This is a genomic window from Streptomyces spororaveus (assembly GCF_016755875.1).
Taxonomy (GTDB): domain Bacteria; phylum Actinomycetota; class Actinomycetes; order Streptomycetales; family Streptomycetaceae; genus Streptomyces; species Streptomyces spororaveus.
Window position 1 is genome coordinate 1,672,060 of the sequence record NZ_BNED01000005.1, and the last position, 12,827, is coordinate 1,684,886.

At 72.4% G+C, this 12,827-nt stretch carries 11 protein-coding genes and 1 pseudogene; 6 read left to right on the forward strand and 6 right to left on the reverse strand.

The window, feature by feature from the left end:
* Positions 1–60: 60 nt before the first annotated feature.
* On the forward strand, positions 61–681 hold the full coding sequence (locus Sspor_RS10345; RefSeq protein WP_202198785.1) for a helix-turn-helix domain-containing protein: 621 nt from the start codon (positions 61–63) through the stop codon (positions 679–681).
* Positions 678–1,169 (forward strand): nucleotide triphosphate diphosphatase NUDT15, encoded by a 492-nt coding sequence (locus tag Sspor_RS10350; protein ID WP_202198786.1) that lies wholly within the window; start codon positions 678–680, stop codon positions 1,167–1,169. Before Sspor_RS10345 ends, Sspor_RS10350 begins: the two co-directional genes overlap by 4 nt.
* A 15-nt stretch (positions 1,170–1,184) precedes the next feature.
* Here the strand turns inward: Sspor_RS10350 and Sspor_RS10355 are convergent, their stop codons facing one another.
* The 4 genes from Sspor_RS10355 to Sspor_RS10370 all read right to left on the reverse strand — a co-directional run bounded on the left by Sspor_RS10355 (position 1,185) and on the right by Sspor_RS10370 (position 6,752).
* On the reverse strand, positions 1,185–1,853 hold the full coding sequence (locus tag Sspor_RS10355) for a GOLPH3/VPS74 family protein (RefSeq protein WP_254722753.1): 669 nt from the start codon (positions 1,851–1,853) through the stop codon (positions 1,185–1,187).
* 184 nt (positions 1,854–2,037) lie between these two features.
* Positions 2,038–4,098 (reverse strand): MDR family MFS transporter, encoded by a 2,061-nt coding sequence (locus Sspor_RS10360; RefSeq protein WP_443744681.1) that lies wholly within the window; start codon positions 4,096–4,098, stop codon positions 2,038–2,040.
* A 131-nt stretch (positions 4,099–4,229) separates the two neighbouring features.
* The gene (locus Sspor_RS10365; RefSeq protein ID WP_202198788.1) at positions 4,230–5,615 is read right to left on the reverse strand and encodes a 6-phospho-beta-glucosidase; all 1,386 of its coding nucleotides are present in this window, start codon (positions 5,613–5,615) and stop codon (positions 4,230–4,232) included.
* Between the two features lie 147 nt (positions 5,616–5,762).
* A complete protein-coding gene (locus tag Sspor_RS10370; RefSeq protein WP_237403795.1) occupies positions 5,763–6,752 on the reverse strand; it encodes a helix-turn-helix domain-containing protein in 990 nt (329 codons plus the stop codon).
* 217 nt (positions 6,753–6,969) lie between these two features.
* Here Sspor_RS10370 and Sspor_RS10375 point away from each other — a divergent pair.
* The 3 genes and pseudogenes from Sspor_RS10375 to Sspor_RS10385 all read left to right on the forward strand — a co-directional run bounded on the left by Sspor_RS10375 (position 6,970) and on the right by Sspor_RS10385 (position 9,425).
* Positions 6,970–7,637: pseudogene (locus Sspor_RS10375) on the forward strand (helix-turn-helix domain-containing protein).
* 64 nt (positions 7,638–7,701) lie between these two features.
* Complete coding sequence (locus Sspor_RS10380) at positions 7,702–8,259, forward strand: hypothetical protein (protein WP_030728780.1); 558 nt, start codon at positions 7,702–7,704, stop codon at positions 8,257–8,259.
* Positions 8,256–9,425, forward strand: a complete 1,170-nt coding sequence (locus Sspor_RS10385) for an MAB_1171c family putative transporter (RefSeq protein WP_202198789.1) — start codon at positions 8,256–8,258, stop codon at positions 9,423–9,425. The genes Sspor_RS10380 and Sspor_RS10385 overlap by 4 nt, the downstream gene beginning before the upstream one ends.
* Before the next feature lie 27 nt (positions 9,426–9,452).
* On the opposite strand, the gene Sspor_RS10390 is transcribed toward Sspor_RS10385, so the two are convergent.
* Both Sspor_RS10390 and Sspor_RS10395 read right to left on the reverse strand, forming a co-directional pair.
* Positions 9,453–10,235, reverse strand: a complete 783-nt coding sequence (locus Sspor_RS10390) for a bestrophin-like domain (protein WP_202198790.1) — start codon at positions 10,233–10,235, stop codon at positions 9,453–9,455.
* A 76-nt stretch (positions 10,236–10,311) separates the two neighbouring features.
* Positions 10,312–10,908, reverse strand: coding sequence for a hypothetical protein (locus Sspor_RS10395; RefSeq protein WP_202198791.1), 597 nt, complete (start codon positions 10,906–10,908; stop codon positions 10,312–10,314).
* Positions 10,909–11,022: 114 nt separating this feature from the next.
* On the opposite strand from Sspor_RS10395, the gene Sspor_RS10400 reads away from it, so the two are divergent.
* Positions 11,023–12,768, forward strand: a complete 1,746-nt coding sequence (locus Sspor_RS10400; RefSeq protein WP_202198792.1) for a serine/threonine-protein kinase — start codon at positions 11,023–11,025, stop codon at positions 12,766–12,768.
* Positions 12,769–12,827 lie beyond the last annotated feature (59 nt).

Consider the following 12,827-nt stretch of genomic DNA (forward strand, 5'->3'; position numbering starts at 1 on the left):
TGAGGGTCCGCCCACGGCGTCCGCTTGACAAATGTTGTTGCCGAAGCGGCAAATGGATCCATGGCCACCGAGGAACAGGACGAGGAGCTCGCCGGCGTACTCACCGCCGTGGGGCCGCGGCTGCGCTCCCTGCGCCGGCAGCGCGGCACCACGCTGGCCCAGCTCAGCGAGACCACCGGCATCTCGCTCTCGACCCTCTCCCGGCTGGAGTCCGGACAGCGCCGGCCGACGCTGGAGCTGCTGCTTCCGCTGGCCAGGGCGCACCGGGTGGCGCTCGACGAGCTGGTCGGCGCCCCGGAGACCGGGGACCCCAGGATCCGCCCGCGCCCCTTCGTCCGGCACGGCAGCACCTACGTACCGCTGACCCGGAAATTCAGCGGGGTGCACGCCTTCAAGCAGATCCTCCCGCCCCTCGAAGGCCCGCCGCCCGAACCGGAACTGCAGGTCCACGAGGGCTACGAGTGGCTGTACGTGCTCGCCGGGCGTATCCGGCTGCTGCTCGGCGGGCACGACCTCGTCCTCGGTCCCGGCGAGGCCGCCGAGTTCGACACGCGCACCCCGCACGCCTTCTTCAACGCGGGTCCGGAGCCGGCGGAGTTCCTCAGTCTCTTCGGCCCCCAGGGCGAGCGGATCCATGTCCGGGCCCGGCCCACCGCCCCGCCATCGGAAGGACGTCCATGACCACCACCCACGAACGCCCCGAACGAGCCGTGCCGCGGCCCCACGCCGTCGTCGGCGTCGGACTGGTCGTCCTCGCCCAGGACGGCCGCGTACTGCTCGGCCAGGCGCACGACGGGCGCTGGGAGCTGCCCGGCGGCAAGGTCGACCCAGGGGAGGGCTTCGAGCAGGCGGCGGCCCGGGAGCTCGCCGAGGAGACGGATCTGCGGGCGGCCCCCGAGGCGATCCGGATCCTGTCGGTGCAGATCGACGCGAAGGCGGGGCTGACCCGGCTGACTGCGGCAGCGGTCACCACCTCGGCGGAGGGCGTCCCGGCCGTCACCGAGCCACACAAGATCACCCGCTGGCAGTGGTTCGCCCCGGCCGAGATCCCCTCGGCCCTCTACGCCCCGTCGGCGGCCGTACTGCGCGCCTGGCGCCCGGACCTCACCGCGCTGCCGCACGTCCCGTCGTACGACTACCCGGTCTCGGGCGGGCAGCCGAGCGCCTGATCGGCGAGACACCCCCTATGTGGTGGCCGTCAGGACCGTCACCGCCGTCACCGTCACCATCGCGGCATGCATGTCGAGGATCGCCGCCCGCACGCTCTCGGCCGCCCACTGGCCGGCGGCTATCTCCGCCGTCCGCTCGGTCAGCTCGTCGGGCTGCCGGCCGGGGAAGGCGAGCCGGTGCAGCCTGGCCGAGTGGATCAGGGCGATGAGGCCTGCCGTGCGTTCGTCGGGCTCGGCGCCGGCGAGGACGACTTCGCGGAGCCGCTCGCGCAGGGCGCGCTCGACCGTGCCGTCGGCCTCCGGGTAGCGGCGCTGCGGGAACACCCCGAACACCTTGTGCACCTGTGCCACCACCAGCCCGCGCTCACCCAGCCTGGCCAGGACGGCGCCGACCGCCTTGGGCTGGTCCTTCGTCAGCCAGTCCGTCACCCGGCGCTTGGTACGCCCTCGCAGCCAGGTCTCCAGCAGCCCGATCCGGCCGTCGAGCAGCTCTTCCCCCGTGGGCTCGGTGCTGCTGAGCTCCAGGTATTTGCCCGACACCGACACCCGCTCCGCCATGACGAGTTCGAGGAGGATCGCACCCGCCACGGCCCAGCCCGCCGACTGGCGCTGGCGCGCCACCCCGGACTCGTCGTCCAGGGACAGCAGCATGATCTCCTCGGCCAGTGTGATCCTCACGAGCATCCCCCATCGTCATCCGCCGTCGTACGTCGTCGTGCCGCCGTCGTGCGTCGTCGTGCCCTCGTCGCGCTTCGCCTTGCGTCGCCTTGCCGTCGTTGTGCGTCGTCCGTCTGCCGGTCCGGCCGTCCTACCGCTTCGAAGGGGAGGACGGCCCGCTCCCCCACGAGGTTCCGTCGGGGACCCCGTTCTACCGCCGCACCACCACCTTTGGCGCGAAGTTGCCCTCCCCCAGGTCCTCCGCGAGCAGCCGCTTGGCGATCGCGTCCGCCGCGACCCGCAGTTCGGCGCTCCGCGGCCGCCCCCGGTCCTTCTCCAGCTGGTCCCCCAGCCACTGGGCCCACGCCTTCGAGATGACGTCGGCCTCCCGCTGCCCGGCCGCCGTGAGGGTGAAGAAGCTGCCCTCTCGGCTGAGGAAGCCCTCGTCCGCCATCCGCTCGTAGACCGGGACCAGCACCTCCGGCGGCAGGGACCGGCGCCCGGCGATCAGCCCGAGGCTGGCGTAGCCGAGGGTCCGGGTCAGCACTTCCACCTGCATCACCGCCCAGGCCCCCGCGATGTCCAGCCGGGTGTCGGAGGCTTCGACGATCCCCCGCGCCGTGTCCGCGCCCATGTTCCGTACGAGTTTGCCGACGGCCAGCTCCAGCAGCTTGGCCGAGTTCCCCGAGGCCGTGGCCGGTGAGCCGAACCCGTCGCCCATGTCCGTGGAGCCGGCCCGGGCGCTGTCGCGCAGCCGCACCTGCTTGAGGAAGAGCGCCACGACGAAACCGAACACGGCGACCGGAACGGTGTACAGGAACACGGTCTGCAGGGCCTGTGCGTACGCGTCGATCACCGGGGCCGCGACCTCCGGGGCGAGCCGGTGCACCCCTTCCGGCGTGGACGCCGCCTTGGCCAGTTCCTGCGGATCCTGCCCGGCGAGCCGCGCCGCCTCCACGTACGCCGCCTCCAGCGCGGGCCCGAGGTGGTTCGCGTAGATCGTGCCGAAGACCGCCGTGCCGAAGGCGCTGCCGAGCGTACGGAAGAAGGTGACGCCCGAGGTCGCGGTGCCGAGGTCGGCGTAGTCGACGGTGTTCTGCACGGCGATGGTCAGCACCTGCATGGACAGGCCGATGCCCGTGCCGAGCACGAACATGTACAGCGATTCCAGCAGGGTGCCGGTCCCCGGCTCCATCTGCGACAGCAGGTACAGGCCCACGCCCATGACGGCGTTCCCGACGATCGGGAAGATCCGGTACTGGCCGGTCTTGCTGGTCACGTTGCCGCTGAACACGGAGGCGATCAGCAGGCCGATGACCATGGGCAGGGTCCGGACGCCCGAGATCGTGGCGGAGTCCCCGTCGACGTACTGGAGGTAGGTCGGCAGGAAGGTCAGCGCGCCGAGCATCGCGAATCCGACGACGAAGCTCAGTACGGAGCACACGGAGAAGACCGGATTGCGGAAGAGCCGCATCGGCAGCATCGGTTCGACGGCGCGCGTCTCGGCCAGGCAGAACAGCACCAGCGCGACCGCGCCACCCGCGAACAGGCCGATGATGACCGGCGAGGTCCAGGCGTACTCGTTGCCGCCCCAACTGGTGGCCAGGATCAGCGCGCTCGAGCCGATGGCGACCAGCGTGATGCCCAGGTAGTCGATGACCGGCCTGCCCGAGGCCCGGACCGCCGGAATCGTTCTGGCGGCTGCGACGACGACGAGGATCGCGATCGGGACGTTGACGTAGAAGCACCACCTCCAGGTCAGCTGGTCGGTGAAGAACCCGCCGAGCAGCGGTCCGATCACGGTGGCGACCCCGAAGACGGCGCCGATCATGCCCTGGTACTTGCCGCGTTCGCGCAGCGGCACCACGTCGGCGATCAGCGCCATGGCGGTGACCATCAGGCCGCCGGCTCCGACGCCCTGGACGCCGCGCCACACGATCAGGAAGGTCATGTTGCTGGACAGGCCGCACAGGAAGGAACCGCTGATGAAGACGACGGCGGAGATCTGGAAGATCAGTTTCCGGCCGAAGAGGTCACCGAACTTTCCGACCAGGACCGTCGCCACCGTCTCGGCGAGCAGGTACGAGGTCACCACCCACGACATGTGGTCGCCGCCGCCCAGGTCCCCCACGATCGTGGGCAGCGCGGTCCCGACGATCGTCTGGTCGAGTGCGGCGAGCAGCACACCGAGCATGATCGTGCCGAAGATGACGTTGCGCCGCCGCCGGTCGATCACGGGGGGCGCGGCGCCTTCGGCGGGGGCAGTGGTCACCCTCGCACTGTCACAGCGCGCCCGCCGGGGCGCATGCGGCGCTGAGCCGTACGGGGTACGCACGCCACGGTGGCCCGACGGGGCACTCGCCGGAATCAGCCCAGGGGTCAGCGCCAGGGGTCAGTGAGGAATCAGCGTAGGTAGGCGAGGCCCGGGTGCTCCGCCGCGTATCCGTCGAGCAGCCGCCGGGCCACCCCCACCGAGTCGACCAGCGGATGGAGCGCGAAGGCCTTGACCGCGTGCGCCCGCGAACCGCTCGCCGCCGCCGCCAGGATCTCCCGTTCGACCGCCTTGACCGCCGTCACCAGCCCCACCGCGTGCAGGGGCAGCTGCTCGACGCCCACCGGGTGGGCGCCGTTCGCGTCGACCAGGCAGGGCACCTCGATGACGGCCTCGGCGTCCAGGACGGACAGCGTGGAGCGGTTCCGGACGTTCAGGATCAGGGTGGCCCGCTCGTCGCGGGCGATGGCCCGCATCAGCGCGAGCGCGACCTTCTCGTAGCCCCCGGATTCGAGGTCGCTCTCCTCGCGCTCCGGTGCACCCGCCGCCTCACGGTTCTCGGCCATGTACGTGGCCTCGCGCTCGGCCCGGGTACGGTCCCAGGCGGCCAGCGCCGCCCCGGCCGGCGCCCCGGCCCGGCCGGCCTCGGCGTAGAAGCCGCGCTGCTGGTCGCGCAGGAAGGCCCCGCGGGTCTGCTTGGCCTCCTGGTACGCCCGTACGGTGTCACGGTTGAAGTAGTAGTAGTGCAGGTACTCGTTGGGGACCGCGCCGAGCGAGCGCAGCCATTCGGCCCCGAAGAGCCGGCCCTCCTCGAAGGACTCCAGGGCCTCGGTGTCGGCCAGCAGCCGGGGCAGCTCGTCACAGCCGCCGATGCGCAGCCCGCGCACCCAGCCCAGGTGGTTGAGGCCGACGTAGTCGATCCAGGCGTCCTGCGGCCGGGCGCCCAGCAACCGGGCGATGCGCCGGCCGAGGCCCACGGGGGAATCGCAGATGCCGATCACCCGCTCGCCGAGCTCCTCGGCCATGGCCTCGGTGACGAGCCCGGCCGGGTTGGTGAAGTTGATGACCCACGCCTCGGGGGCGGTACGGGCGATCCTGCGGGCGATCTCGCGCGCCACGGGCACGGTCCGCAGGCCGTACGCGATCCCGCCCGCGCCCACCGTCTCCTGCCCGAGGACTCCCTCGGCCAGGGCGATCCGCTCGTCCGCGGCGCGCCCTTCCAGGCCGCCGACGCGGATGGCGGAGAAGATGAAATCGGCCCCGCGCAGGGCCTCGTCGAGGTCCCCGGTGACCGTGACGGCCGGGGCGTCCACGCCCGGATCGGCCGCCGAGGCCGCCGAGACCGCCGACGCCTCCGCGGCCTGGTCGCGGAGTACACGGGCCATGGCGGTGAGTCGCGCCGGGTCCTCGTCGTAGAGCGTCACATGGGACACCCTGCCCTCGGCGCGGTCGCCGAGCAGTGCTCCGTAGACGAGCGGTACCCGGAAGCCGCCCCCGCCGAGGATCGTCAGCCGCACGCCCCTACCGCCTTTCGCCAGTGCAGATCCGGTGGCCGACGCCTCCGCCGCGACGGCCGGCGCCACGATCGGTGACACGACCGGTGACACGATCGTCGGCACGCGGGCCACGGCACACGTCCGCCGGCACCAGTCTGCCCCGGTCGGTCACTCCACCGGCGACGGCACGGCGCGCAGCCGGGCCCCGGTCTGCTGCGTGAAGCCGGCGCCGCTGCGGACGGGGCCCCGCGGCGCGCCCGTGGGCGTCGAGAGGATCAGGGTGATCCGAGTCAGACCCATCTCCCCCAGCATCCGGCTGTTCTCGGCCACCATCCGGCACCGCACCAGCCCCCACCGCGGGTCGGGGTGGCGCACGGTGCGCACCGCCCCGTCGAGCTCGGCGGCCTCGGTCCCGTGCGTGCTCAGCCAGTGCGGCACCCCGTACCGGTAGGCCGCCTCCATGAACGGGTCACGGGCGACCTCCTGGCGGATGCTGCGCAGCCCCTCGTCGTCGGGAGCCTCGGCCAGCGCGGTCGCGAACTGGGCCAGCAGCGGTACGCACCAGGCCGGTTCGTGGTCCTCCAGTACGGCGGCCGCGTCCGGGTGGAACAGCACGAAACGCAGGAAGTTGTCGTCGGGCAGGGCCGTCGGGTGCGGTCTCACGGACCGGAAGAGCTGGTCGAAGGCCGAGTTGGTCAGAGCCACGTCCCAGCGGTGGTCCACCAGGAAGCTCGGGTACGGCACGGACTCCATGAGGGCCGCGTAGTCGCACAGGTAGTCGCGCTGGGCCGGGTCCTCGGGCAGCCGGTTCTCTTCTGCGGCGCGCCACGTGGGCGGCGGGTCACGGTCGACCATGACACGGAACAGCCAGAAGCACTGTCGCTCGCTCATCTCCAAGGCCTCGGCCAGGGCGAGGAGTTTGCGGTCCGTCCACTCCTTGACGAGGCCTCTTTCCCAGTTCCCGTACGCGCGCACGCTGATGCGCAGCCGGGCGGCGAGGTCTTCCTGGCTCAGGCCCAGCTCCTCGCGGCGCTGGCGCAAAATCTCCTTGCGTCGCTCCGACCGCACGGCGCCGCGGGCGGGTTCCTCGCCCGCCAGGCGCTCTTCAACGGCACGGGCGAGTCCATCGGACGGGCCCACCGCTGCGAGATGTGGCACTGAGAGCTCCCCCTCCTCCGGTCTGGATCTTCATTTCCGTGTGGCGATCCTGCTACCGACTTCATTCGAGTGTCAACTATTGTGGCAATTCCAGCCTCTTGACAGCTCATTCCCGCCACAGCTGTGGCACGTTCTAGCCCTTCTGGGCGAGAGCGGCTAGATTCCAGAAGCCGACCATGTGCCCATACCGACTTCGCGCGATCTAGGAGAACCACTGGTGACAGACGGCTTCCCGGCTCCCGTCGCGGTGGCCGACGCACCCCTGGCCGCGACCATCACGCGTGTCGCCGAACTCGCGGGCAAAATGGGCCGCGAGCTGAACCAGGTCTTCGACCTGCGGCGGCTCTCCGAGGCCTCCGGCGTACCCACGGACGTGGTCAGGACCCTGCTCGACGGCAGGCCGGCCGGCGAACCCGATCTGCAGCCCGCTTCCTCCAGCGCCTCGACCTGCTCCGGCGGACCCGCGTCAAACCGAACGGCCGCCGCTACACGCAGCAGGAGATCGCGGACGGCGCCGGCATGTCGCGGCAGCAGGCCGGAGCACTGATCAACGGCGACCGGCGCCCCACCATGGAACACTGCGACGCGATCCAGCGGTTCTTCGGAGTGCACGCCGGGTTCCTCACCGCGCACGACTCCGACGCCCTCACCGACGCGCTCCAGCGGACCGAGCAACAGCTGCTCCAGGACTTCGCGGGGCGGGCCCGGGAAACCGTACCGGCGTCGGCCGCATCGGCGGGCGATCCCCTGGCAAGACTCCTCCAGAACCACGGTGTACGGGGCATCGCCTGGCGGGCCGCCCAACTGCCCAGCGACAAGCATCGGGACAAGGTGACCGAATGGCTGGACATGCTCCTCGAAAGCGTCAAACCGAACGAATCCTGACCCAGTCGAAAGTCTGGGTCTGATCCTTGAGTCCTGATCCGGATCCGCGCCGACGGGGAGAACGGTGAGCATAGGCAGAGAGCAGCGGCGGTTGTGCGGGGAGCTGGTGGCCGGCATCCGGCTGACCGCCCCCGTGGAACCCGTGGACCTCTACGCTGCCCTCTGCGAGGGCATGAGCAGACACCGTGGCCGCCGGGTGGACTTCCGGATGGCTTCGTTCCCGCCCCGGACGGCCAGCGGCCTGTGGCTCGACATGGCGGACCGTGATCTCGTGGTCATCGAGGAACGCACCGCCCCGGACCACCAACTGGTGATCCTGGGCCACGAGCTGTGGCACATGAAGGCCGGCCACTGCAGTCACCACGTCGACGGCGCCGCCGTCGCCGCGCGGCTGCTGACCGACGAGGCCGACATCGGCGAGACCGTGCGCCGCGTGGCCGCGCGCACCCGCGCCGACGTCCAGGAGGAGACCGAGGCCGAGACCTTCGGCTTACTGCTGGGTAGTCGGTGTCGGAACTGGCTGGCCGGATCGGCGAGCCACCGCGCTCCGGTCCAGCGCGATCAATTGGCGGGCCGGATCGAGGCTTCGCTGGGCTACCGGGGGCACAGGAACGAGCGTTGAACGGCAAGGACTACTACATACCGGCGGCCGCGATGGCGATCGCACTGGCCTTCAAGCTGCCGGCCCTGAGGCACAACTGGCGCGACCCGCTCCTGCGATCGGTCGTCGCCCTGCTGACCCTCGCGGGAGCGGTGTTCACCTTCGCAGCCCCGCCCACCATCGCGGCGGTCAACCGCTGGACCGGGGTCGTCAACTTCTCGGCCCCCCTGGTCTACTGTCTGATCACCGCTTTCAGCGCCTCCTGCCTGATCCTGATGGTCAACTGGCGGGGCGGACCGCCCGAGCAGACCCAACGCGTCTCGCGCCGCTGGATCCTGGGCTACAGCGTGGTCGTCGTCGCGCTGATCGCGCTCTTCGCCCTCGGTGAGACCCCGGTCGAGCGGCTGCGCGACTTCGACACCTACTACGCGAACACGTCCTACATCGGGCACATGATCGCCCTCTACCTGCTGGCCCACCTCGTGGCCGCGGTGGTGATGGTGGTCCTGTGCTGGCGATGGTCGCTCCAGGTCCGCGGCTGGCTGCGGGTCGGGCTGGTGATCATCGTCATCGGCTACATCTTCAACCTCGCCTACGACGCCACCAAGATGACCGCGGTCGGCGCCCGCTGGTCCGGTCACGACCTGGACGGCCTCAGCACCTTCGCCGCTCCGCCGCTGGCCTCCCTCGGGGCACTGATCAGCGCGATGGGCTTCGTGGTCCCGCTCGTCTGCCAGCGGCTGTCGGACCACTGGCAGATCTGGGCGACGTACCGCCGGCTCGGCCCGCTCTGGCACGAGGTCCAGATCTCCGCGCCCAGCGGCACGCCCTCCGTGCAGATGGCCTGGTGGTCCGCGGCGGAACTACGGGTGATCCAGCGCGAGTCGGACATCCACGACGGCTTCCTGCACCTCGGGCCGTACTTCGACAAGGGCCTGCGCGACGGCGCCTACGAGAGCGCCGTCGCCGGGGGCGCCGACGAGGAGACGGCCCGCGCCGTCGCCGAGGCCGCCATGGTCGCGGCCGCCGTACGGGCCCGCTCCGCCGACCCCGACGGACGGATCATCGGGGAGGACGAGGAGAGCGTCCCCGACACCGCCGACGGTCCGCGCGACCTGCTGCGGATCTCCCACGCGCTGCGGCACTCGCCGGTGGTGCAGGCGGTCCGGCGCGAGGTGACCGCGTAACGGCGACGAGGCCCCGGCTCCGGTACCTCAGCGGGCGGCGACGTCCGCCGTCGCCGAGACCGGGAACAGGTCCTGGAACGGTGCGGCCGAGTCGATCCCCTCCCGCCCGTACGGCGCGTCGAAGCTCCACACCATGAAGAGCAGGAACACGATCAGCGCGCTGAACAGTCCGGCGAGCAGCAACTCCCGTCCGGAGCGGCGGATCTGCAGGGTGAAGATCAGCCCGACCGTGACCAGCCCGCCGACCAGCAGCCCGAACCACACCACGCCCGGCAGTGTGGATTCGGAGCTCTGCGTCCGCGAGTGCCGCGCGTCGTCGGCGGCCGCGATGTGGTCCAGCAGCGGCTGGTAGGCCTGCGCCTGGAGCTCGTTGGCCGGCGTCTGGTGCGTGACGTCGGTGCGCAGCTTGCCGAGCAGCGCGGCGCCCTCGGCCGAGGCGCTGTCGCCGGAGGTCAGCAGCGGCCAGTCCACGGCGACGGTGTGGGAGACGTACGCGTCCACCTCGCCCCGGATCCGGTCGCGGACGGCCGCCGGGTAGACGTCGGCGCGCTGGGTGACCTCGTACAGGGCCTGGGCCTCACGGCGCACGCTGTCCTCGGCGGCGCCGCGCGCCTCCCAGACGCCCGCGATGGCCAGGCCCAGCACGATCGCGTAGACCACGCCCACCATCATCGTCATGTACTCGATGACGTCGGGGGTCTCGCTGGTGTCCTCGTCGTCGGCGGCCCGGCGGTGCCGGATCGCGGTGATGGCGAGGACGAGGGCGCAGACGAGCGCCATGGCGATGGCCAGGACCAGCCATTCGGACACGTGGATTCTCCCGGTGTGGATCGGTGGATCTGCGGATCGGTGGATCGGTGGACGGGGTGCGCAGGGGCGGCGGCGGTCAGCTGCGGCTCTTGGACCGGGGGCGCAGGGCGGCGGCGGCGAGTACGGCCGGGGTGGTGACGACGACCATGAGCGTCACGGTCGACATCCCGCCCGGGCCGCGCCGCTCCAGGGCCACCGAGCGGTACGGACGCACATGGAAGGCGCTCACCCGTGCGAGGGCCGCCTTGGCCGCGGGCGGGGCGGGTGCTTCGGCCGACGCCGCCTCAGCCCGTCCCCCGGGACCCGGCGCGGGTTCCGGCGGCTCCGGCTCCCCGGCCCCGGCCTCCGCCCCCGCGGAAGGCACCGCCACCGCACCCGGCGGACGCTCCGGCGCGGGCTCCGCCGGCCGCACCGGCCGTCCCGCGGGACGGGCGGACGGCGCGGGCCGCCCCGGGTGACGCACCGTCGGCCGGTCGGCGCCGGGCACGGTCACCCGCACCGAGGGCTGCCCGGACGGCGGCCGGAAGACCGGCCGCTCCGGCTGCCCCGCGGGCACGCACAGGTCGACGCGGGCTCCGTAGCCGTCGCCGTCGCCCGCGACCGCCACATGGCCGTGCAGCGGGCAGAGCGCCGCCACCAGGCCCGCCCCGGCGAAGTACTGCCAAGCGGTCACCGCACGCCTCCCGAAATCGCAGCAGAAGTAGGGGCTACCGCTGAAGAAACGATCAAGGGGCGGCTTCGACACGCCGCGAACGGGTGCTGATCCGCGATGCGGCATGATGTCGCCATGGGGACCGAGGGGGCGAACGCCCGTGTGATCGCAGGGCGCTACCGGCTGGACGCCAAGCTCGGACGCGGTGGCATGGGCATCGTGTGGCGCGCCACCGACCAGTTGCTCGGCCGCCGCGTCGCCCTCAAGGAGGTCGCGCTCGACCCCGCGCTGTCCGAGGACGAGGCCCGGCACCAGCGTGAGCGCACGCTCCGCGAGGCACGGGCGGCCGCGCAGCTCAAGCACCCCCACATCATCGTGGTGCACGACATCGTCGAGGACGGCGGACTCCCTTACATCGTCATGGAACTGGTCGAGGGCGGATCCCTCGCCGACCGGATCTCCCGGACCGGCCCGGTGGACGTCGCCGAGGCGGCCAGGATCGGGATCGCGCTGGTCGGCGCCCTGCGCACGGCGCACGCGGCCGGAGTGCTGCACCGGGACATCAAGCCGGCGAACGTGCTGCTGGAGGCTCCGGGCGGGCGTCCCGTGCTCACCGACTTCGGCATCGCGCAGGTGTCGGGCGCCACGACGCTGACCACCACCGGATCCTTCGTCGGATCCCCCGAGTACACCGCGCCCGAGCGGATGTCGGGGCAGACGCCGGCCGGGCCCGAGGCCGATCTGTGGTCGCTGGGCGCCCTGCTGTGCGCGGCCCTCAGCGGCGCCTCGCCCTTCCGGCGGGACTCGCTCGGGGGGATCCTGCACGCGGTGGTCTTCGACGAGATCCGGCCGCCCGACGCGTGCGGCCCGCTGCTGCCCGTGGTGCGGGGGCTGCTGGAGCGCGATCCGGCGGAGCGGCTCGGAGCGGAACGGGCCGGGCAGATGCTGCGGGCCTGCGCGGAGGCTGCGGCGCACTACACCCCGACGCAGTCCGGCCCGACTGCCTCGGGCCCGAGGCAGTCGGGCCCGACCCCGCAGGACCCGGCCCGGCAGACCCCGGCTCCGCAGGACCCCGCCCCGCCCGCGTCCGGCCCCGTCCCGCACGACCCGACGCCGCACGACCCGACGCGGACCGGCGCGGCCCCGGCGGCCCCGGCGTCCGCGCCGACGCCCGTATCGGCCCCCGTGCCCGCACCCGGCCCCGTACGCGCACCCGGGAAGCGGCGGCCCGGGGCGGCGCTGATCGCCGGTCTGCTGGTGGCGGCGATCGCCGGGGCCGGCGTGTCCGCCGCGCTGCTCATGAACAACGGCGACCACGGCGGGCGGACGTCGACGAGCGGGGCGGCCGGACGGCCGGACGCGCCCGCCTCCGCCACCTCCGCCGCCACCGGCGAGCGGGTCGACGCGGTCTCCCCCTCCTCCGACGGCAAGCCCGCGCCCGCCGGCTACCGCGTCGTCACCGATCCGGAGGGCTTCTCGCTCGCCGTGCCGCTCGGCTTCACCCGCAAGGTGGAAGGTCCGCGGATCTTCTACATGTCACCCGGTGAGACCTTCCGCATCGGCATCAAGGTGGCGGAGCCCGAGTCGGGCGGCCCGCTCGCCGTCCATCAGCGCGCCCACGCCAAGGGGCCGGGCACCAACCCCGGTTACCGTGACGCCGAGGTCGTGACCACGTCCCGGAACGGCCTGCAGGCCGCCCTCTGGCTGTTCACCTGGGACGGCTTCTCGGCGGCCGAGGGCCCCCGGCACACCCGTGACCTGTGCTGGGAGGAGGACGGCCGCCTGTACGACGTGTGGGTCTCCTCGCCCGTCCGCCAGGGTGACGAGGCCCGGGGCTACTTCGACACCGCGGTGCGGACCTTCGTACGCACCGGAGGCTGACCCCCTCCGCCGCGCCCCGGTTCACCCGGCAGGCGCAGCCCACCACAGCACCCGCCGCC

Excerpts from the sequence above, each read along its gene's own strand:
- Sspor_RS10350 (WP_202198786.1), top strand. The coding sequence starts at position 678 with ATGACCACCACCCACGAACGCCCCGAACGAGCCGTGCCGCGGCCCCAC.
- Sspor_RS10345 (WP_202198785.1), top strand. The coding sequence starts at position 61 with ATGGCCACCGAGGAACAGGACGAGGAGCTCGCCGGCGTACTCACCGCC.
- Sspor_RS10355 (WP_254722753.1), bottom strand. The coding sequence starts at position 1,853 with ATGCTCGTGAGGATCACACTGGCCGAGGAGATCATGCTGCTGTCCCTG.
- Sspor_RS10400 (WP_202198792.1), top strand. The coding sequence starts at position 11,023 with ATGGGGACCGAGGGGGCGAACGCCCGTGTGATCGCAGGGCGCTACCGG.